This is a genomic window from Microbacterium laevaniformans, from assembly GCF_016907555.1.
Taxonomy (GTDB): domain Bacteria; phylum Actinomycetota; class Actinomycetes; order Actinomycetales; family Microbacteriaceae; genus Microbacterium; species Microbacterium laevaniformans.
The window spans coordinates 2,452,958-2,474,750 of sequence record NZ_JAFBCE010000001.1 but is presented as its reverse complement, the minus strand read 5'-3'; the positions used below and the strand labels follow the sequence as shown (position 1 = coordinate 2,474,750).

General features: G+C 71.4%; 13 protein-coding genes. 7 read left to right on the top strand and 6 right to left on the bottom strand.

Annotation, left to right across the window (positions count from 1 at the left end):
• Positions 1 to 59 precede the first annotated feature (59 nt).
• From JOE53_RS11830 to JOE53_RS11820, 3 genes are read right to left on the bottom strand one after another with little or no spacing between them, the layout of a single operon-like run.
• Entirely contained in the window at positions 60 to 1,436 is a 1,377-nt protein-coding gene (locus JOE53_RS11830) for a pyridoxal phosphate-dependent decarboxylase family protein (RefSeq protein WP_204947829.1), read from the bottom strand.
• Positions 1,433 to 3,145: an amidase gene (locus JOE53_RS11825; protein WP_204947828.1), complete on the bottom strand. Its 1,713-nt coding sequence runs from the start codon at positions 3,143 to 3,145 to the stop codon at positions 1,433 to 1,435. Before JOE53_RS11825 ends, JOE53_RS11830 begins: the two co-directional genes overlap by 4 nt.
• The gene (locus JOE53_RS11820) at positions 3,142 to 4,188 is read right to left on the bottom strand and encodes an agmatine deiminase family protein (protein WP_204948235.1); all 1,047 of its coding nucleotides are present in this window, start codon (positions 4,186 to 4,188) and stop codon (positions 3,142 to 3,144) included. The genes JOE53_RS11825 and JOE53_RS11820 overlap by 4 nt, the downstream gene beginning before the upstream one ends.
• A 76-nt stretch (positions 4,189 to 4,264) precedes the next feature.
• Between JOE53_RS11820 and JOE53_RS11815 the strand changes: the two genes are divergently transcribed.
• On the top strand, positions 4,265 to 4,894 hold the full coding sequence (locus tag JOE53_RS11815) for a TetR/AcrR family transcriptional regulator (protein ID WP_005047783.1): 630 nt from the start codon (positions 4,265 to 4,267) through the stop codon (positions 4,892 to 4,894).
• Here JOE53_RS11815 and JOE53_RS11810 read toward each other — a convergent pair.
• Genes JOE53_RS11810 through JOE53_RS11800 form a run of 3 tightly spaced genes read right to left on the bottom strand, consistent with a single transcriptional unit; the run spans position 4,875 to position 9,188 of the window.
• Positions 4,875 to 6,311, bottom strand: a complete 1,437-nt coding sequence (locus JOE53_RS11810; RefSeq protein ID WP_005047782.1) for an aminobutyraldehyde dehydrogenase — start codon at positions 6,309 to 6,311, stop codon at positions 4,875 to 4,877. The two genes, JOE53_RS11815 and JOE53_RS11810, sit on opposite strands and share 20 nt — an antisense overlap.
• Positions 6,308 to 7,675 carry an aspartate aminotransferase family protein gene (locus tag JOE53_RS11805; protein ID WP_005047780.1) on the bottom strand — a complete coding sequence of 456 codons (1,368 nt, stop codon included), beginning with the start codon at positions 7,673 to 7,675 and terminating at the stop codon, positions 6,308 to 6,310. Before JOE53_RS11805 ends, JOE53_RS11810 begins: the two co-directional genes overlap by 4 nt.
• Positions 7,676 to 7,700: 25 nt before the next feature.
• On the bottom strand, positions 7,701 to 9,188 hold the full coding sequence (locus JOE53_RS11800) for a CoA-acylating methylmalonate-semialdehyde dehydrogenase (protein ID WP_204947827.1): 1,488 nt from the start codon (positions 9,186 to 9,188) through the stop codon (positions 7,701 to 7,703).
• A 73-nt stretch (positions 9,189 to 9,261) separates the two neighbouring features.
• On the opposite strand from JOE53_RS11800, the gene JOE53_RS11795 reads away from it, so the two are divergent.
• From JOE53_RS11795 to pulA, 6 genes are all read left to right on the top strand, one after another.
• Positions 9,262 to 10,974: a PucR family transcriptional regulator ligand-binding domain-containing protein gene (locus tag JOE53_RS11795; protein WP_309297567.1), complete on the top strand. Its 1,713-nt coding sequence runs from the start codon at positions 9,262 to 9,264 to the stop codon at positions 10,972 to 10,974.
• A gap of 107 nt (positions 10,975 to 11,081) precedes the next feature.
• Positions 11,082 to 11,711 (top strand): GntR family transcriptional regulator, encoded by a 630-nt coding sequence (locus JOE53_RS11790; protein WP_016464152.1) that lies wholly within the window; start codon positions 11,082 to 11,084, stop codon positions 11,709 to 11,711.
• Positions 11,708 to 13,234 (top strand): MmgE/PrpD family protein, encoded by a 1,527-nt coding sequence (locus tag JOE53_RS11785; RefSeq protein WP_204947825.1) that lies wholly within the window; start codon positions 11,708 to 11,710, stop codon positions 13,232 to 13,234. Before JOE53_RS11790 ends, JOE53_RS11785 begins: the two co-directional genes overlap by 4 nt.
• Positions 13,234 to 14,133 (top strand): methylisocitrate lyase, encoded by a 900-nt coding sequence (prpB, locus tag JOE53_RS11780; RefSeq protein ID WP_204947824.1) that lies wholly within the window; start codon positions 13,234 to 13,236, stop codon positions 14,131 to 14,133. Before JOE53_RS11785 ends, prpB begins: the two co-directional genes overlap by 1 nt.
• A 146-nt stretch (positions 14,134 to 14,279) precedes the next feature.
• A complete protein-coding gene (locus JOE53_RS11775) occupies positions 14,280 to 15,482 on the top strand; it encodes a bifunctional 2-methylcitrate synthase/citrate synthase (RefSeq protein WP_204947823.1) in 1,203 nt (400 codons plus the stop codon).
• Positions 15,483 to 15,687: 205 nt separating this feature from the next.
• Positions 15,688 to 21,747 carry a pullulanase-type alpha-1,6-glucosidase gene (gene pulA, locus JOE53_RS11770; RefSeq protein WP_204947822.1) on the top strand — a complete coding sequence of 2,020 codons (6,060 nt, stop codon included), beginning with the start codon at positions 15,688 to 15,690 and terminating at the stop codon, positions 21,745 to 21,747.
• Positions 21,748 to 21,793 lie beyond the last annotated feature (46 nt).

The window sequence follows — 21,793 nt, the reverse complement described above, 5'->3', positions numbered from 1 at the left end:
GTGAATAATCAAGACTGATTCAGAAGTCAGCGGGCTGGCTCCCGTGCGACGTCCGGCGCTCAGTGCATGGTGTCGAGGATGCCGGTGAGGTCCTCGAACGTGGTGCGGGGGTTGAGGATCGCGAACCGCGCGTTCGCCCGGCCCTCGTGGCTCGACGGCGTGACGAAGGCGTGCTGCACGTCGAGCAGTCGCTGCGACCAGGCCTCGTAGTCGGCGCGGGTCCAGCCGTCGCGCTCGAAGACGACGACGCCGAGCTGCGGCCGGCGCACGAGCGAGAAGCCGGGGCGCGCCGCGATCTCGTCGGCGATGCGGCGCGCCAGCACGATCGACGCGCTGACGGCCTCGCGGTAGGCGGCGGCGCCGTGCGTGGCGAGCGAGAACCACAGCGGAAGCCCCCGCGCGCGGCGGGTGAGGTGGGCCGCGTAGTCGGACGGGCTGTAGTCGGAGCGGTCGGTCAGGGTGTCGAGGTACTCGGCGTGCTGCGTGTGCGCGCGTCGGCCCTGCTCGGGGTCGCGGTAGATGAGGGCGCACGCGTCGAAGGGGGCGAACAGCCACTTGTGCGGGTCGACGATGACCGAGTCGGCGTGCTCGACCCCGGTGTACAGGTGCCGGGCCAGCGGTGACAGCATGCCCGCGAGGCCGTAGGCGCCGTCGACGTGCAGCCAGATGTCGTGGGCGTGTGCTGCCGCGGCGACGCCGGCGATGTCGTCCACGATGCCGAAGTTGGTCGAGCCGGAGGTCGCGACGACGGCGAACACCCGCTCGTGCACGTCGGCGAGCACCTCCGCGACGGCGTCGCTGCGCAGCACCCCGTCGGCATCCGTGGGCACCGTGATGACGTCGACGTCCATCACCCGCGCCGCCGAGGCGATCGAGGAGTGCGCCTGCGAACTGCACACGACCGCCCAGCGGGTCGGCGCGGCGGCGCCGGTGTCGGCGCGGTGCGCGCGCGCCGCTTCCCGCGCGGCGACAAGGGCGGAGAGGTTGCCGAGCGTGCCGCCCTGCACGAAGACGCCGCCCGCGGATGCCGGCAGGCCGAACTCGTCGGCCAGCCAGCGCAGCACCTCGTTCTCGGCGTGCACGGCGCCGGCGCCCTCCAGCCAGGAGCCGCCGTAGAGTGCGCTCGCCGACACGACGAGGTCGAACGCCGCCGCCGCCTTCGTGGGCGCGGTCGGGATGAAGGAGAGATACCGCGGGTCGTCGGTCGTGATGCATGCCGGGGCCAGGACGTGCGTGAACACGCCGAGTGCGCGCTCGGCGCCGACCCCCTCTTCGGAGATCGTCCGCCCCGCCAGGCGGCTGAGCTCGGCGGCGGGCAGCGGCTTGTCGAGCGGGGTGTCCTGGGCGAGCAGGCGTTCGCGGGAGTAGTCGAGCACGAGGTCGACGATGCGGCGCGTCTCGGGGGTGACATCGTGCATGCGGGCGGCGTCGGTCATGTGCGGTCCTTCAGTGCGGGGGTGCGCGGCGGCACCGGTCGTTCGGGGGTGAGTGTCTCGATCGCGCAGCCGAGGCGCAGGAGTGCGACGTCGTCGCCGGATCGTCCCGCGATCGTCAGCCCGACCGGCATCCCGATGTCGGCCAGGAGTCCCATCGGCACCGTCACCGTCGGGATGCCGAGATGGCGGATGGCGAGATTGCCGTTCGCGACCCACACGCCGTTTCGCCAGCCGAAGTCGGCGGAGGCGGGGTTCACGTCCATGTCGGCGGGGCCGACGTCGGCGACGGCGGGGAAGACGACCGCGTCGAGCCCGAGGCCGGCCATCCATTCCTCCAGGTCGACCCGCCGGGTGCGCTCCAGGCCCCTCAGCCCCTCTTCGAGCTCCGGCATGTCGCGCCAGGTCATTCCGGGGTTCTCCCGCACCCAGTCGGGGTAGGTCGCGATGTCGTCGTCGAACCCGGTGTAGCGGTCGGGGAGGGCGCCGGCGGGGTGCGGGAAGATCCGTGCGCCGTCGACGTTCGTGAGGGAGGACAGAGCGGGGTCGCCGTTCGCGGACAGGAAGTCCTCCCACGCCCACGCCGACAGGTCGACGATCTCGCGCCGGAGGTACGCGGGCGAGACGAATCCGCGCGTCGCGATGGTCGGCGCTTCCGGCCGGTCGCCCTCGTAGGTGCTGACCACGGGGAAATCCACCTCGACGACCTCGGCCCCCGCCGCTTCGAGGGAAGCCCGCGTCTGCTCCCACAGCGCGATGATCGACGCGCGGGTCTGGATGCGCTGGCCGGTCGGGCCGCCGATGCCCGGGGCGGGGGAGGTCCCGGCATCCGGGTCGGCGTTGATGTACATCCGAGGGATGCCGAGGCGCAGGCCCGCCACCGACGCGCCCGCGCCGAGCGCACGGTAGTCGTCCGGGCGCACGGCGGACGGCGCCGGCAGCGGGATCCACGGCTGTGTGCGCCAGAAGTCGCCGCGGGTGTCGGGGTCGTCGGCGACGATCACATCGAGCACCTCGAGCAGGTCGGCCATCGTCCGGGTGTGGGGGACGACGACGTCCATCGTGGGCACGAGCGGCCAGTTGCCGCGCGTGGAGATGACGCCGCGCGAGGGCGTGTAGGCGCACAGTGCGTTGTTGCTCGCCGGCCCGCGGCCGCTCGACCATGTCTCCTCGCCGAGTCCGAACGCCGCGAAGGATGCCGCGGTCGCCGTGCCCGACCCGTTCGACGATCCGGAGCCGAACGGCGCGGTCAGCCAGTCGGCGCTGTACGGGCTCTCCGCCCGTCCGTAGACGCCGCGCTGCATGCCGCCGTTGGCCATCGGCGGCATGTTCGTCAGGCCCAGGCAGATCGCCCCGCCCGCCCGCAGGCGCTCGATCGTGAACGCGTCGCGCTGGGCGATCAGCTCGGCGAAGGCGGGGGAGCCGGCCGCGGCGGTGAGTCCCCGCACGAGGTAGCTGTCCTTCGCCGTGTAGGGGATGCCGTCCAGGGGTGAGAGGGTCTCGCCGCGGGCGCGGCGCTCGTCGGATGCCGCGGCTTCCGCGAGCGCGTCGGGGTTGCGGACGACGATCGCGTTGAGGGCGGTCGCGGTGTCGGGTCCGTCGTAGGCGTCGATGCGTGCGAGGTAGGCCTCGACGAGTTCGACGGCCGTCGCACGCCCGTCGTCGAGGGCGGCGCGCAGCTCGGCGATCGAGGCGTCGACGACGTCGATCACGAGGTCACCCCGCGCGGCAGGGCCGGCTGCTGCTGCGTGATGCAGTGGATGCCGCCGCCGCGCGCGAAGATCGGGCGGGCGTCGACGGTGACGATCTCCCGCCCCGGGTAGGCATCGGCGAGGATCGCGCGGGCCTCGGCATCCGCTTTCTCCTCGCCGAAGCCGCAGGCGATGACGCCGCCGCCCACGACGAGGTGGTTGACGTAGCTCCAGTCGACGAAGCCCTCGCCGTCGCGCAGGGTCGCCGGCGCGGGCAGCTCGACGACCTCGAGACGGCGTCCGGCGGCATCGGTCTGGCCGGCGAGCAGCTCGCGGAGCGCGGCGCTGACGGCGTGGTCGGGGTGCGCCGCGTCGCGCTGCGTGTGCAGGAGCACGCGACCCGGGGAGGGGAAGGTCGCGACGATGTCGACGTGGCCGTTCGTGCCGAAATCGTCGTAGTCGCGGGTGAGGCCGCGCGGCAGCCAGATCGCCGTCGTCGTGCCGAGCGTGCGGGCGAGCTCCGCTTCGACCCGGGCGCGGTCGGCGTAGGGGTTGCGCCGCGGGTCGAGCTGCACCGTGTCGGTGAGCAGCACCGTGCCCTCGCCGTCGACGTGGAAGCCGCCGCCTTCGGCGACCAGGGTCGAGGAGATGAGTTCCGCGCCGACCTCGGCCGCGACGATGCGGGCGTGCTCGGCGGAGCGCTCCCAGCGCGCCCAGTCGTGTGCGCCCCAGCCATTGAAGATCCAGTCGACCGCGCCGAGGATGCTGGGGCGCTCGTCGTCGATCACGAACGTCGGGCCGTGGTCGCGCATCCAGAACTCGTCGACGGGCGCTTCGAGGATCGTGACGTCGCCGGGCAGCATCCGCCGGGCGTGCGCCGTCTCGGCGGGGTCGACGACCATCGTCACCGGCTCGAAGCGGGCGATGGCCGCGGCGACCTCCGTCCAGGCGGCGTAGCCCTCTTCGCGCTCGGCGTCGGTGTCGCCCAGGGTCGGTCCCTCCACGGGGAAGGCCATCCACGTGCGCGCGTGCGGCGCGGTCTCGCTCGGCATCCGCCAGCCCATCGGCATCCTCGACTCTCGTCCGGTCCTGGAGTAGCTTATTGATCACATGATCAACTCATCGGAGGGTAGCGAGCCGATGCCGCAGACGTCAACCACCGGGCGCGCACGATTGAGCGCCGAGCAGCGCCGGGAGCAGATCGCGGGCGCTGCGCGCGAACTCGCGCTCGCCGACGGGTTGGATGCCGTGACGCTGCGCGCCGTCGCGACGCGCATCGGCGTGGCGTCGGGATTGGTCGCCCACTACATCCCGAGCATGGACGACCTGGTCGCCGACACCTTCTTCGACATCGTCGCCGGCGAGCTCGAGGAGGTGCGGGCGTTGCTGCCCGACGCTGCCGCTCCCGTGCGGATCGGCGCGCTGCTGCGGACGACGCTGGATCCCGCACGCCGCGACGTCACCCTCGTCTGGGTGCAGGCGTGGGCACTGGGCACGCGCAACGCTCCGCTCGCCGAGCGGGTGCGTGCGGCGATGGACGCCTGGCGTGCGCTGATCGCGGAGGAGGTCTCTCGGGGGATGGCGGCCGGCGTCATCCCGGCGGGTGACGCAGAGCCGCTGGCCTGGCACCTGCTCGCCATGATCGACGGACTCGGCGCGCACGGCCTCGTCGGCTGGGGTGCGGGTATCGATCCGGTGTCGCCCGTGCTCCGTGCCGCGGCGGGACTGCTCGGCGTCGAGGTCGGTGCGTTCAGTCCAGACTCGCCATGACGTGCTTGAGGCGGGTGTAGTCCTCGAAGCCGTAGACCGAGAGGTCCTTGCCGTACCCGGAGTGCTTGAAGCCGCCGTGGGGCATGTCGGAGACGAACGGGATGTGCGCGTTGATCCAGACGCAGCCGAAGTCGAGGTCGCGGGAGAACCGCAGCGCCCGCGCGTGCTCGCGCGTCCAGACGGATGCCGCGAGTGCGTACGGTACCCCGTTGGCCAGCGCGAGGGCGTCCTCCTCCGACGTGAACGGCTGCACCGTGAGCACCGGGCCGAAGATCTCCTGCTGCACGACCTCGTCGTCCTGGCGGACGCCGGTGACGATCGTCGCCTCGAAGAAGCAGCCGGTGTCGCCCTGCCGGCGCCCGCCGATCGCGATCGACGCGTGCGACGGCAGCCGGTCGACGAACCCCTGCACCCGCGCGAGCTGGTCGGGGTTGTTCACCGGGCCGAAGAAGGCCTCCGGATCATCCGGCGCGCCGGTCTTCGCGTGATCGCGGGTGTGGGCGACGAGCTTCGCGACCAGCTCGTCGTGCACCGCGGCATCCACGAGCACGCGCGTCGCGGCGGTGCAGTCCTGGCCGGCGTTGAAGAACGCGGCCTCCACGATGCCGCGGGCGGCCCGGTCGAGGTCGGCGTCGGCGAACACGAGCGCCGGCGCTTTGCCGCCGAGCTCGAGGTGCACGCGCTTGAGGTCCCGCGCGGCCGAGGCGGCGACCTGCATACCCGCGCGCACCGAGCCGGTGATCGCGACGAGCTGCGGGGTGGGGTGCTCCACCAGCATCCGACCGGTCTCCCGGTCGCCGAGAACGACGTTGAGAACCCCCGCGGGAAGGATTCCGGCGGCGAGCTCGGCGAGGCGCACCGTGGTCTGCGGCGTCGTCTCGCTCGGCTTCAGCACGACCGTGTTGCCCGCCGCGAGAGCCGGCCCGATCTTCCACACCGCCATGTTCAGCGGGTAGTTCCACGGCGTCACCTGCGCGACCACACCGATCGGCTCGCGGCGGACGTACGACGTGAAGCCCTCCGCGTACTCCGCCGCCGCCCGCCCGTCGAGGTCACGGGCCGCGCCCGCGAAGAAGCGGAGCTGGTCCACCGACTGCACGATCTCGTCGGCGACGAGGCTCGCGCGCGGCTTTCCGGTGTCCTGCGACTCCAGATCGGCGAACTCCTCCGCATGCGCCTCCAGCGCGTCCGCGAGGCGGAACAGCAGCAGTTGGCGCTGGGCGGGCGTCGTCCGCTTCCACGTGTCGAAGGCGCGGGATGCCGCCGCGAACGCGGCATCCACCTCCTCCGCCGTCGAGACCGGAGCGTGGCCGTAGACCTCGCCGGTCACGGGGCTCACGAGCGGCAGAGCCGCACCCGATGACGCGACCGGCACGCCGTCGATGATGTTGCGGAGCACCGCCGTCGACGCGGTCACGACGCCACCTCGGCGTCGGTGACCTCCAGCGCGCGATCGATGACGTCGAGGCCGCGCACCAGATCGTCCTCCGAGATGATCAGCGGCGGCGCCACGTGCACGCGGTTGAAGTGCGTGAACGGCCACAGGCCCGCCTTCTTGCACGCCGCCGCGAACGCGGCCATCGGGGCGGCATCCGCCCCCGACGCGTTGAACGGCACGAGCGGCTCGCGACTGCGCCGGTCGCGCACGAGCTCGATCGCCCAGAACAGGCCCAGACCGCGGACCTCCCCGACCGACGGATGCCGCGCGGCCATCTGCTCCAGTCGCGGGCGCACGACGCGCTCGCCGAGGTCGCGGACGCGCTCCAGGATGCCGTCGCGGCGGAAGACCTCGAAGGTCGCCACACCCGGGGCGCAGGCCAGCGGGTGACCGGAGTAGGTCAGCCCTCCCGGGAAGGAGACCGTGTCGAAGTGCGCGGCGATCCGGTCGGAGATGACGACGCCGCCCAGCGGCACGTAGCCCGAGTTCACGCCCTTCGCGAAGGTGATGAGGTCGGGCACGACGTCGAAGTTCTCGAAGCCCCACCAGGTGCCCAGGCGCCCGAAGCCGACCATGACCTCGTCGGCGATGTAGACGATGCCGTAGCGGTCGCAGAGCTCGCGCACTCCCTGCAGGTAGCCCGGCGGCGGGATCAGCACGCCGTTGGTGCCCACGACCGACTCGATGATGATGGCGCCGATCGTCGAGGCGCCTTCCAGGATGATCGTCTGCTCGAGGTGGGCGAGCCCACGCTCCGCCTCCTGCTCCGGCGAGTCCGCGTGGAACGGCGACCGGTAGGCGTACGGGCCGAAGAAGTGCACGACGGAGGCGTCGGCCGGCTCGTTGGCCCACCGGCGCGGGTCGCCCGTGAGGGTGATGGCGGTCGAGGTGTTGCCGTGGTAGCTGCGGTACATCGCCAGCACCTTGCGCTTGCCGGTGACCAGACGCGCCATGCGGACCGCGTTCTCGTTGGCATCGGCTCCGGCGTTGGTGAAGAACACCTTCGAGAAGCCGTCGGGAGCGATCTCGCTGATGCGGCGGGCCAGTTCGCCGCGCGTGTCGTTGGCCATCGACGGCTGGATCGTGGCGAGGCGCCCCGCCTGCTCCTGGATCGCCGCGACGAGGTCGGGATGCTGGTGGCCGAGGTTGAGGTTCACCAGCTGCGACGAGAAGTCGAGGTAGCGGTTTCCCGCGTAGTCCCAGAACGTCGCGCCTTCACCTCCCGCGACCGGCAGCGGGTCGATGAGCGCCTGCGCGCTCCACGAGTGGAAGACGTGGCTGCGGTCGTCGCCGCGGACGGCGGCGTCTGCCGCCGGGTCGGCGATCGGGTCGATGGTGCTCATGATGTCTCCTCCGGATGCCGCGGACTCAGTGGTTGCTCGGGAAGCCGAGGCTGATCTGGCTCTCGCTGGGGTCGGGCCAGCGGGTCGTCACGACCTTGCTCCGCGTGTAGAAGTGGATCGACTCCGGGCCGTAGATGTGCGAATCGCCGAACAGGGAGTTGCGCCACCCGCCGAACGAGAACGCGCCCACCGGCACCGGGATCGGCACGTTGATGCCGACCATACCGACTTCGATGTCGAACTCGAACTGGCGGGCGGTGCCGCCGTCGCGCGTGAACACCGCGGTGCCGTTCGCGAACGGACTCGCGTTGATGAGAGCGACCGCCTCGTCGTACGTCGCGACGCGGGCGACGGAGAGCACCGGGCCGAAGATCTCCTCGTCGTAGACCTTCATGCCGGGGGCGACCCGGTCGACGAGCGAGACGCCGATGAAGAAGCCATCGCCCTCGAAGCGCTGTGCGGTGCCGTCGACGACGACCGTCGCGCCCTCCGCGGCGGCGTCGGCGACGTAGGAGGCCACCTTGTCGCGGTGCTCGCGGGTGATGAGCGGTCCCATCTCGCTCGCGGCATCCGTGCCCGGCCCGATGGTCAGCCCGGCGATGCGCTCCGCGACCTTCGCCACGAGGGCGTCGGCGACGTCGTCTCCGACCGCGACGAGGACCGAGACGGCCATGCAGCGCTCGCCGGCCGACCCGTAGGCGGCCGAGACGGCGGCGTCGGCCGCGGCATCCAGATCGGCGTCGGGCATGACGACCATGTGGTTCTTCGCGCCGCCGAGAGCCTGCACGCGCTTGCCGGCCGCGGCGGCCCGCTCGTAGATCGAGCGGGCGATCGGGGTCGAGCCGACGAAGCTGACGGCACGGACGGTGGGGGAGTCGAGGATCGCGTCGACGGCCACCTTGTCGCCGTGCACGATGTTGAGGACACCGGCGGGAAGGCCCGCCTCCTCGTACAGACGCGCCAGGAAGAGGGCGGCGGAGGGGTCCTTCTCGCTCGGCTTGAGCACCACCGTGTTGCCGCAGGCGATGGCGGATGCCGTCATCCACAGCGGCACCATCACCGGGAAGTTGAACGGCGTGATCGCACCCACGACGCCCACCGGCTGCTTCACCGAGTGCACGTCGACGCCGCGCGAGACCTGTTCGGCGTGCTCGCCTTTCAGCAGGTGCACGAGACCGGCGGCGAACTCGACGTTCTCGATGCCGCGGCTGATCTCGCCCTTCGCATCCGAGAGCACCTTGCCGTGCTCGGCGGTGATGATCGCGGCCAGCTCGTCGGCGCGTTCGACCAGCAGGTGGCGGAGGCGGAAGAAGACGTCCGCCCGCTTGATGAGGCTCGTCGCGCGCCAGGCCGGCAGCGCCGCCGCGGCCGCCGCGATCGCGGCATCCGTCTCGGCGGTCGACGCGAAGGCGACCTCGGCCTGCACGGCACCGGTCGCGGGGTCGTAGACGGGGCCGGTGCGTTCGGTCGATCCGACGGACTGGCCGGCGATGTGATGACGGATGAGGTCCATGGGGGCTCCTGTTCGGACAGTTCGACCGGGTCGTGACATGCTTATGCTGACGGAGCACAGGGGGGAGACGCAGGTGTCTGATCGTCGCGATGTGGACGGTTCTCGGACAGAACGTCCGGCCGCCGTTCTGCCGACCGTCTCCGAGGTGCTGGCCCTCGACGCCTTCGCGCCCGGCGCCCCGGTCGTCGTGGTCGGCGGAGCCGCCCTGGAGGCGCCCGTGCGCTGGGTGCACGTCTCCGACAGCGCGGATGTCGCGCGACTGCTCGAAGGCGGAGAGCTGCTCCTGTCCACCGGTTCGGGATGGCCGGACGATCCGCGACGGCTGGCGCACTTCGTGGCGCAGCTGGCCGAGGTGGGCGCTGCGGGCATCGTGCTCGAGCTGGGCGCCCACTACCGCTACGTGCCGGCGGTGCTGGCCGATGCCGCACGCAGCGCCGACATCGCGCTGATCGTGCTGCACCGAGAGGTGAAGTTCGTCACCATCACCGAGGCCGTGCACCGCCGGATCATCGCCGACCAGACGGCGGCTCTGGAAGCCCGCGACGCGGTGCGCACCCTGTTCACGGGACTTGCGCTGCGCGGGGCGCCGACGGAGTTCATCGTCGAGCAGGTCGGTCTCACGCTGGCCGCCCCGGTGGTCTTGGAGAGCGTCGGACACGAGGTCGTCGTCGCCCACGTCGGCGGTGCCGCCGAGACCCGCACGCTCCGCGACTGGGCGCGTCGGTCCCGCGCCGCCGCCGCGGCACCCGACCGGGAGGGGCGCACGATCGTGCCGGTGGAGGCCCGCGGCATCCGCTGGGGATGGCTCGTGGCGCTGCCCGGCGCCGCCCACCTCGCCGGACGCGACGCCGTGCTCGAGCAGGCGGCCACCGCGCTCGCCCTCGGCAGGCTCGCCGATCCCGGCGGCGAGGAGTGGTCGCGGCTGGGGCGTCGGCGCGTGGTCGACGCGCTGATCGACGGGCGATTCGCCAGCCTGTCCGCGGTGGCGGCGCGATTGGATGCCGCGGGCATGCCCCTCGTCGGCACGGTGGCCTTCGCGGTGGTCGCCCTCGTGTCGTCGGGCCGGGGCGGCGACGCGGTCACGGTCGCGGCCGCCGCCGCCGACGTCGCCGCCGCGGCGATCGGCGTGCGCGTCGTGTGCGGCACGAGTACGACCCTCGACGACGGGTCGGCGCTGGTGCGCACGCCGCTGATCCTGGCGGTCGTGGGCCGCGCGACGAGCGCTGCCGACAACCGTGCCGACGCCTTCGCCGTCGCACTCGAAGACGCCCTGCGGGCGGGGTCGACGTCGGCGCGGGCGCGCGTCGTGCTCGGCCCGGGCGCGGTCATCCCCGCGCTCGAGCCCGCGGCCGAGTACGAGCGCGCGGTCGAAACGCTCGTCGCGGGCCTTCGCGAGACGATCGACCTCGTCGGTGCCGACGACAGCTTGCGCGGCGCTTCCCGCCGCGGCGCGGACGGCCGGCGCGTGGCCGAGCGTCCCCTCACCCGGGTGGTGGCGGCGCTGCGCGACGATCATCGCCTCGTCGCGCACGCGGAGCGGATGCTCGATCCGGTGCTGGCCGACGGTCGCGCTCGGGGCGGCGACCTTCTCGAGGTGCTGACGGCGCTGCTCGCGCATCCGTCCAACCGCACGGCGGCCGCCGAAGCGGCGCACCTGTCGCGGTCGGTGTTCTATCAGCGCATCGCCCTGCTCGAAGACCTTCTCGGCGTCGATTTCGACGATGGGGAGCAGGTCGCCGCTCTCCACGTCGCCGTGCTGACCCATCGGCTGCACGCGGCCGGGTGAATCCGCACACGGCTGTTGCCTTCTGTATGCATTAGGGCACCGAAAGCGGTCATCGCTTCCTCGCAGCCTCGCTGATGTATACACTATGGGTGTCGAGAGGAGACCGCGTGCGTGCCAGTGACCGTGCCTACCGGGTGCTCCTCGACGAGATCCAGTCCGGCGATCTGGCGCCCGGCACGGTGCTCGCCGAAGTCGAGCAGTCCGTCCGCCTGGGCGTGAGCCGCACGCCGCTGCGCGAAGCACTCGGGCGCCTCCTCGCCGACGGCCTCGTCGTGCAGCCGTCGCCGCGACTGACGGTGGTCAGCGACATCGATGCCGGCGACATCCGCGAGCTCTTCGAGGTGCGCCGCGCCCTGGAGGAGACGGCTGCGCGCCTCGCCGCCGGCGGGGCAGAGGGAGCGCTGTTCGCGGCGTTGGCCGGTGAGTTCGCCCGCACGGATGCCGCCGCCGACCCCGACGCCTACTACGCGCTCATCGCGCGCTTCGACGAAACGCTCGATGCGGCCGTCGCCAACGACTATCTGACCGCGGCCCTGAAGACCGTGCGCACCCACCTCGTCCGGGTCCGCCGGCTCGCGCGCGACAATCCGGCGCGGCTCGCGGCATCCGTCGCCGAGCACCGCCTGATCGCATCCGCCGTCGCCGCAGGCGACGCGGAGCTCGCCGCGCACGCCACCCACGTCCACTTGCACAACGCGCTCGTCGCCATCCTCGCCTCGTTGGAAGGAACCCCATGACCGTCATCCACCACGTCCGTGTGCACCGGAGCGAAGAGAACCTCGCCCGCGAAGACCAGCTCGCACACAAGATCGCCGAGGTCGCCGCCGACCCGGTCGCCGTCGAGCCCGCCGTCGTCGAGATGATCATCAACCGCGTCATCGACAATGCGTCCGTGGCGGCGGCATCCCTCACCCGGGACCCCGTCACCGCGGCGCGCGCCCAGGCCCTCGACCACCCGGTCTCGCGGGGAGGTTCGGGTGCGACGGTGTTCGGCGAGCCGAACGAGGTGCGCACCAGTCCCGAGTGGGCGGCGTGGGCGAACGGGGTGGCCGTGCGCGAGCTCGACTACCACGACACCTTCCTCGCCGCGGAGTACTCGCACCCGGGCGACAACATCCCGCCGATCCTCGCCGTCGCCCAGCACGTCGGCGTCGACGGCGCGGCCTTGGTGCGCGCCATCGCGACCGGCTACGAGATCCAGATGGACCTCGTGCGCGCCATCAGCCTGCACAAGCACAAGATCGACCACGTCGCGCACCTCGGTCCGTCGGCGGCCGCCGGCATCGGCACCCTGCTCGGACTCGACGCCGACACCATCGCCCAGGCCGTCGCGCAGGCGCTGCACACGACCACGGCCACCCGTCAGTCCCGCAAGGGCGAGATCTCCACGTGGAAGGCGCACGCCCCCGCCTTCGCCGGCAAGATGGCGGTCGAAGCCGTCGACCGTGCGATGCGCGGGCAGACCTCTCCGTCGCCCATCTACGAAGGCGAAGACGGCGTCATCGCCTGGATGCTCGACGGCAAGGATGGCGCGTACGACGTGCCCCTGCCCGCCCCCGGCGAACCCAAGCGCGCGATCCTCGACTCGTACACGAAGGAGCACTCCGCCGAGTATCAGGCACAGGCGTGGATCGATCTGGCCCGAAAGCTCCACGGCAGCCACCCCGAGCTCTCCGACCCCGCGAACGTGGAGAGCATCGTGCTGCACACGAGCCACCACACCCACTACGTGATCGGCTCGGGAGCGAACGATCCGCAGAAGTACGATCCGAAGGCCTCCCGCGAGACCCTCGACCACTCGATCCCGTACATCTTCGCCGTCGCGCTGCAGGACGGCGGCTGGCACCACGTCGACTCGTACCTGCCCGCTCGCGCCGCCCGCGAAGACACGGTGGCGCTGTGGCACAAGATCACGACGGCGGAGGATGCCGAGTGGACCCGCCGGTACCACTCCGAGGACCCCGACGAGAAGGCATTCGGCGGACGCGTGGAGATCCGTCTCACGGACGGGTCGACGATCGTGGACGAGATCGCCGTCGCCGACGCCCACCCGCTCGGGGCGCGCCCGTTCGCCCGCGCCGACTACGTGCGCAAGTTCCGCCTGCTCGCCGAGCCCGTGCTCGCCCCGGCCGAGATCGAGCGGTTCCTCGCTCTCGCCGAGCGGCTGCCCGAGCTGACCGCCGACGAGGTGCGAGAGCTCAACATCGTCGCCCGCGACGGCGTGCTGGCCACGGCGGCGAGCCCGAAGGGGCTGTTCTGATGCTGTACAGCCAGACCCCGGCATCCGAGAAGCGGCGCGTCCTGCGCGAGCGGCTGCGGGCGGGGGAGCTCGTGCGCTTTCCCGGCGCGTTCAATCCCCTGTCGGCACGGCTCATCGAGCAGAAGGGCTTCGAGGGCGTCTACATCTCCGGGGCCGTGTTGAGCGCCGACCTCGGCCTTCCCGACATCGGCCTGACGACGCTGACGGAGGTCGCCGGGCGCGGCCAGCAGATCGCCCGCATGACCGAGCTCCCGGCGATCATCGACGCCGACACCGGCTTCGGCGAGCCGATGAACGTTGCCCGCACCATCCAGACCCTGGAAGACGCGGGGCTGGCCGGCACTCACATCGAAGACCAGGTGAACCCGAAGCGCTGCGGCCACCTCGACGGCAAGCAGGTCGTCGACACCGGCACCGCCCTCCAGCGCATCCGCGCGGCGGTCGACGCCCGCCGCGACCCGAACTTCCTCATCATGGCGCGCACCGACATCCGTGCGATCGAAGGCCTGGACGCCGCCATCGATCGCGCCAAGGCGCTCGTGGATGCAGGGGCCGACGCGATCTTCCCCGAGGCGATGCGCGACCTGAGCGAGTTCGAGGCCGTGTGCGCCGCCGTCGACGTGCCGGTGCTCGCGAATATGACCGAGTTCGGCAAGAGCGACCTCTTCACCGTGGACCAGCTCCGGGGCGCGGGCGTGCAGATCGTCATCTGGCCCGTCTCGCTGCTGCGGATCGCGATGGGTGCGGCATCCCGTGCGCTGGATACCCTGAACGACGAGGGACATCTGACCCCGCGTCTGGGTGAGATGCAGCACCGCGCCGACCTGTACGACCTCATCGACTACGAGGGCTACAACCGCTTCGATTCAAACGTCTTCAACTTTCAGATCTCCCGCTGATCACCCCTTCACCCTCCCCTCCCCTTGACCCTCGTCCCACTTGCGACCGACCATGTCCCACAAGAGGTCGCAATCGGGGCATCCACAGGACAGAAACTGGGACATGGTTGCAGCCGCAACCGGCCCGCACGTGCAAAGGAGCAGTCATGAGCGACCAGCAGACCCCGCCCCAGATCCACAAGGGGCTCGCGGGCGTCGTCGCCGATGCGACCGCCATCAGCAAGGTCAACCCCGAGACCAACTCGCTGCTGTACCGCGGGTACCCCGTGCACGAGCTGGCCGCGACGCAGCCGGCCGAGGCGGTCGCCTACCTGCTGTGGAACGGCGACCTGCCGACGGACGAGCAGCTCGCGGCGCTGCGGTCGACCGAGCGCGCGCACCGCGCCCTCCAGGATGACGTGAAGGCGGCGATCGACCTGACGCCGCTCGACGCGCACCCGATGGATGAGGTGCGCACGGCGGTCAGCGTGCTGGGCGCCCGCGACCTCGCCGGCGCGGGCTCGGTGCTCGACGCCACGGGCACGCCCGAGAAGAACCTCGAGCGCTCGATCCGCCTGTTCGCGGCGCTGCCGGCGATCGTGTCCTACGGCCAGCGCCGTCGCCGCGGCGAGGAGCTCATCGCGCCGCGCGACGATCTCGACTACGCCGCCAACTTCCTCTGGATGGCCTTCGGGGAGGAGTTCGACGACGTCGTGGTGGATGCCTTCAACCGCTCGATGATCCTGTACGCCGAGCACTCGTTCAACGCCTCGACGTTCACCGCGCGCGTCATCACCTCGACCCTGTCCGACCTGTACTCGGCCGTCGTCGGCGCGATCGGCGCGCTCAAGGGGCCGCTCCACGGCGGGGCGAACGAGGCCGTGCTGCACATCTTCGACGAGATCGGCGACGCCGACGAGGTGGAGGCCTGGCTCGACCGCGCGCTCGCCGAGAAGCGCAAGATCATGGGATTCGGGCACCGCGTCTACAAGCACGGCGACTCGCGGGTACCGACCATGAAGGCGGCGCTCGACACCCTCATCGACTACTACGACCGCCCCGACGTCGAGGCGCTGTACACGACGCTCGAGCGCGAGTTCGTCGAGCGGAAGGGCATCTACCCGAACCTCGACTACCCGTCGGGTCCCGCGTACAACCTGATCGGGTTCGACACCCTGACCTTCACTCCGCTGTTCGTCGCGGCGCGGGTGGTCGGCTGGACCGCGCACATCATGGAGCAGGCCGCGTCGAACGCGCTCATCCGCCCGCTCTCGGAGTACGTCGGCCCCGACGAGCGGCACATCGCGGGCTTCGTCGACGAGGCCGGCACCTCGACGATCACGCTCCGCGCCGCCGAAGCCGAGGGCTGATCCGGCTCGAAGCATCCTCGTCCCGTCCCGCCCCGCCCCGCGCCGGCGCAGCGCGCCCGGCGGCACCGGGTCGGGGCGAGGATGCCTCACACCCGGATCATGGCTGAATGAGAGGATTCTCATACCGAACTGTGACCGGTCCCAGTAGCGTCGGGGGTACCTGCTCAGGGCACGGTGTCGTGCTCGCTCACCCCGGGAGCTCCGCGTGCCTCAGTCGACGACGACCCTGTCCACCCCCGCGCGGCGCGCGTTCGCGCTGCTCGCCGCCGCCGTCCTCGTCGGGGCCGGCGCCGTCGCCGTCACTGCCGCGCCCACCCTCGCCGCCGATCGCGTGCCCACGCTCGTCGGCGACCTGCAGAGTGAGCTGGGATGCCCCGGCGACTGGGATCCCGCGTGCGCCGCGACCACGCTCGAACCGGTCGACGGCACCACGCAGTACGCGCGCACGTTCGACGTGCCGGCGGGCACGTACGAGTACAAGATCGCGCTGAACGGCGCGTGGGACGAGAGCTACGGCGCCGACGGCGCGGCCGGGGGAGCGAACATCCCGCTCGCCATCGCCGGACCGGCCTCGCTCCGCTTCGTCTACGACGACACCTCGCACCGCATCGCGATCGAGACCAACACCTTGGCATCCGGGTACACCGCTGCCGACGACGCGATCGTCTCCGCGCCCGTGCGCCAGGCCGGCGACGGCAAGCAGTTCTACTTCGTCATGACCGACCGGTTCGCCAACGGCGACACCGCGAACGACACCGGCGGCCTCACCGGCGACCGCCTCACCACCGGGTTCGACCCGACCTCGAGCGGCTTCTACAACGGCGGCGACATCGCAGGCCTGCGCGCGAACCTCGACTACATCGCGGGACTCGGCACGAACGCGATCTGGCTGACGCCGAGCTTCGTGAACAAGCCCGTCCAGGGCGAGGGCGAGAACGCGAGCGCCGGGTACCACGGCTACTGGATCACCGACTTCACCCGCATCGACCCGCACCTCGGCACGAACGACGAGCTGAAGGCCTTCATCGACGACGCGCACAGCCGTGGCATCGACGTCTACTTCGACATCATCACGAACCACACCGCCGACGTCATCTCGTACGCCGAGAACCAGTACACCTACATCGACCAGGCGACGAAGCCGTACACCGATGCCGCGGGGAACGCCTTCGACCCCGCCGACTTCGCCGGCACCGACACGTTCCCGACGATGGATGCGGCCACGAGCTTCCCGTACACCCCCATCGTCGACCCGGCCGAGGCGAACGTGAAGGTGCCGGCCTGGCTCAACGACGTCACGCTGTACCACAACCGCGGTGACTCCACCTATCAGGGCGAGTCGACGACGTACGGCGACTTCTCCGGGCTCGACGACCTCATGACCGAGAACCCGGCCGTCGTGAACGGCTTCGCCGACGTGTACGAGTCGTGGATCGACCTCGGCATCGACGGATTCCGCATCGACACGGCCAAGCACGTCGACTTCCCGTTCTGGCAGCAGTGGACGGCCAAGGTGCTCGACTACGCGCACAGTCAGGGCAAGCCCGACTTCTTCATGTTCGGCGAGGTGTACGACGCCGACCCCGCCGTGCTCTCGCCGTACGTGCGCGACACCGACATGAACTCGGTGCTCGACTTCGCGTTCCAGTCGGCCGCGACGAGCTTCGCCAAGGGCGGCGACGCGCAGGTGCTGCAGAAGATGTTCGCCGGCGACGACCGCTACACGACGCCCGACTCGTCGGCGACGGCGTTGCCGACCTTCCTCGGCAATCACGACATGGGGCGGATCGGCTACTTCCTGAAGAACACGCCGGATGCCTCGGGGCGCGATCTGCTCGCGCACGACCTGCTGTTCCTCAGCCGCGGCCAGCCGGTCGTCTACTACGGCGACGAGCAGGGCTTCACCGGGGCCGACCCCGGCGGCGACAAGAGCGCCCGGCAGACCCTGTTCGCGAGCGAGGTGCCGGAGTATCAGAACCAGACCCTGATCGACGGCACGCCGGTGGGATCGGCCGACCGCTACGGCACCGACACCGCCCTGTACCCGCATATCGCCGGGCTCTCGGCGCTGCGCGCGCAGCATCCGGCGCTCGTCGACGGCGCGCAGATCGAGCGGTACGCGAAAGACGGCGTGTACGCCTTCTCGCGCGTCGGCGCCGACGAGAAGGTCGAGTACCTCGTCGCGCTCAACAACACGGCATCCGAGGCGACCGTCACGGTGCCGACGCTGACGGCGGATGCCTCGTTCACGGGTGTCTACGGCGCGACGGGCTCGCTCACGACCGGCGCCGACGCCACGGCCGCCGTCACGGTTCCCGCTCTCTCCGCGGTCGTCTACCGCGCGGACGCCGCCGTGACAGCCCCCGCCGCGCCTGCGCCCCTCGAGGTGACGGCGCCGGCCGCCGGTGCGGGGCTGTCGGGTCAGGTCGCCGTCTCGGCGACCGCCGACCAGTCGTGGCGGCAGACGAGCTTCGCCTGGCGCGTCGTCGGCGGTGACGAGTGGCACCCGCTCGGCACGGCCGAGGACACGACGCCCGGCGTCTTCCACGACGTCGCGGGTCTCGCCGCCGGCACGCTCGTCGAGTACCGCGCCGTGTCGACCGACGCTGCCGGTGGCCGCTCCGCGGCATCCACCTACGCCTCCGTCGGCAACCGCGTGAACCTCGTCGACGACCCGGCGCCGGAGGAGCCCGACGACGCGACGCCGTACGACTTCGTCAGCATTCCGGGGTCGCTGAACACCGAGATGGGCTGCGCGGGCGACTGGGCGCCCGACTGCGATCAGGCGCAGATGACCCAGGTCGATGGCATCTGGCGGCTGACGGTCGACCTGCCCGCCGGTGACTACGAGTACAAGGTCGCGACCGAGAAGAGCTGGGACGAGAACTACGGCCAGGGCGGCGTCGCGAGCGGCCCGAACCTCGTCCTCCGCCACGCCGGCGGACCGGTGACCTTCTGGTTCGACCCGCGCACGAAGGTCGTGCAGTCGAGCGATGACGGCCCCGTCGTCACCCTCGCAGGCTCGTTCCAGTCGGAGCTCGGCTGCGCGGGCGACTGGGCGCCCGACTGCCTGCGCGCGATGATGTTCGACGGCGACCGCGACGGCGTCTACGAGTTCTCGACGACGAAGCTGCCCACCGGCTCGTACGAGCTCAAGGTCGCGCACGGGCTCAGCTGGGCGGAGAACTACGGCGCCGACGGTGCGCGCGACGGCGCGAACATCGCGTTCTCGGCCACCGAGGGCAAGCGCGTCTCGTTCCGCTACGACGTGGCGACGCACCTGCTCGAGATCGTCTCGGCCGACCCGCCGCTCCCCGGCACCGGCCAGTCGCGCGCGCACTGGATCGACGCCGACACGATCGCGTGGCCCGGCGAGCTCGGCGCACCCGCCGTCGGTGCGACCTGGCAGCTGTACGGCTCGGCCACGGCGGCGCTCGCCGTCTCGGACGGCGACGTCACCGGGACGGACGGCGACCCGGTGACGCTGACACGCGTCGGCGACGGGCTGACCGACGCGCAGCGCGCGCGCTTCCCGGCTCTCTCCGGCTTCGTCGCCCTGCACGTCGAGGGGCAGGACCGCGACGCCGTCGCGACGCTCCTGCGCGGGCAGCTTGCCGTCGCGCAGCGCGGTGCCGACGGCAAGCTCACCGCCTACACCGGCGTGCAGATCCCGGGCGTGCTCGACGACCTCTACGCCAACGCCGTCGCTGACGACGACCTGGGGGTCTCCTTCCGCGGATCCAAGCCGACCTTCCGCGTCTGGGCGCCGACGGCGCAGACGGCGACGCTCCTGACGTGGGATGCCGGTGCGACGGGTGATCCCGCGCGGCGCGAGGCATCCTTCGATTCGGCATCGGGCACCTGGAGCGTCACGGGCGGGAAGGCGCTGACCGGCGACGAGTACCTCTGGGAGGTCGCGGTCTACGCCCCGACGACCGGAAAGGTCGAGACGAACCAAGTCACGGACCCGTACGCGGTCGCGCTCACGACCAACTCGACCCGGTCGGTCGCGATCGACCTCGCCGACCCTGCGTGGGCGCCGAAGGTGTGGAAGAAGACGAAGGCGCCGGTGATCGCGCGCGACGTCGACCGTGCCATCTACGAGCTGCACATCCGCGACTTCTCGATCGGCGACGAGACGGTGCCCGAGACCGAGCGCGGCACCTACCTCGCCTTCGCCCGGGACAGCGCCGGCACGCAGCAGCTGAAGCAGCTGGCATCCGCCGGCATCAACACGGTGCACCTGCTGCCGTCGTTCGACATCGCGACGATCGAGGAGAACCGCGCCCAGCAGGCGGTGCCCGCGTGCGACCTCGCGTCGTTCGCGCCCGACTCCGCCGAGCAGCAGGCCTGCGTCGCGGCGGTCGCCGACACCGACGGGTTCAACTGGGGCTACGACCCGTTCCACTTCCAGGCGCCCGAGGGCTCGTACGCGGTGAACCCCGAGGGCGGGGCGCGCGTGAGCGAGTTCCGGACGATGGTCGGGTCGCTCCACAAGATGGGGCTGCAGGTCGTGCTCGACGAGGTGTACAACCACACCTCGGCCTCGGGGCAGGCGGACACGTCGGTGCTCGACAAGGTCGTGCCGGGCTACTACCAGCGCCTCGACGGCAACGGTGCCGTGCAGACCTCCACGTGCTGCCAGAACGTCGCCACCGAGCACGCCGTCGCGCAGAAGCTCATGGTCGACTCCGTCGTGCTGTGGGCGAAGGAGTACAAGGTCGACGGCTTCCGGTTCGACCTGATGGGGCACCACTCGAAGGACAACATGCTCGCCATCCGGGCCGCACTCGACGAGCTGACCCTCAAGAAGGACGGCGTCGACGGGAAGAAGGTGTACCTCTACGGAGAGGGCTGGAACTTCGGCGAAGTGCAGGACGACGCCCTGTTCGTGCAGGCGCGGCAGGGGAACCTCGGCGGCACCGGCATCGGCACGTTCAGCGATCGCCTCCGCGATGCGGTGCACGGCGGCAGCCCCGTCGACGCCGGCTCGACCTTCCGCCAGGGGTACGGCACGGGGCTCGCGACCGACCCGAACGGCGACCCGATCAACGGCACCCCCGAGCAGGCGCTCGCCGACCTCGGTCACCAGACCGACCTCGTCAAGCTCGGACTCGCCGGCAACCTCGCCGACTTCGCCCTGACGACCGCCGACGGCAGCGTGAAGAAGGGAGCGGAGCTCGACTACAACGGGCAGGCGGCGGGCTATGCCGACGAGCCCGAGGAGATCATCAGCTACGTCGACGCGCACGACAACGAGACGCTGTACGACCTCGGCGTGCTGAAGCTGCCGAAAGACACGACGATGGCCGACCGGGTGCGGATGAACACCCTGTCGCTCGCGACCGTGACGCTGTCGCAGACCCCGTCGTTCTGGCACGCGGGCACCGAGCTGCTGCGGTCGAAGTCGCTCGACCGCAACAGCTACAACTCGGGCGACTGGTTCAACCGGATCGACTGGACCGGTCAGGAATCGACGTTCGGGTCGGGGCTGCCCCCGGCCGCCGACAACCAGGAGAAGTGGGCCGTCATGCAGCCGCTGCTCGCGGACCCCGCCCTGAAGCCCGGGCCGGCGGACATGGCCGCGGCGGAGGCATCCGCCCTCGACCTGCTGCGGGTGCGGGGCGAGGTGCCCCTCCTGCGACTCGGCTCGGCCGACCGCATCGAGCAGAAGGTGTCGTTCCCGAACAGCGGCGCCGGCGCGACGCCGGGCGTGATCACGATGCTCGTCGACGACACGGTCGGCGCCGACGTCGATCCCGACCTGGCCGGTGCGCTCGTCGTCTTCAACGCGTCGCCCGAAGCGACCACGCAGACCGTGCCCGCGCTGTCGGGGCGCTCGTTCACGCTCACGTCGGCGCAGGCGAACGGGTCGGATGCCGTCGTGAAGACGACGACATGGGATGCCGCCACGGGCACCGTCACGGTGCCGGCCCGCTCCGTCGCGGTGCTGACCGAGGCCCAGCCGGTCGCGACCCACGTGATCGCGCAGCCGAGCCGACTGCTCGTGCGCCACGGGTCGTCGGTCAGTGTGTCGGGCAAGGTCACGGCCGACGACCGCAGCGCGCCCGTCGGCACCGTCACCGTGACCGACAACGGCACGACCGTCGCGACGGTGACCCTGGATGCCGACGACCGCGGCCGGTTCTCGGTGACGCTGCCGGCGCTCCGCCGCGGCCTGCACGTCGTGCAGGTCACCTTCACCGGTGCCCCCGGCTGGCTCGACTCCCGCGCGAGGGGGGTGCTGCCCGTCGTCGCGTACTGACGGGCGCGGACGGCGCGGACGGGCGGCGGGCCGCTGACCGGTGCGC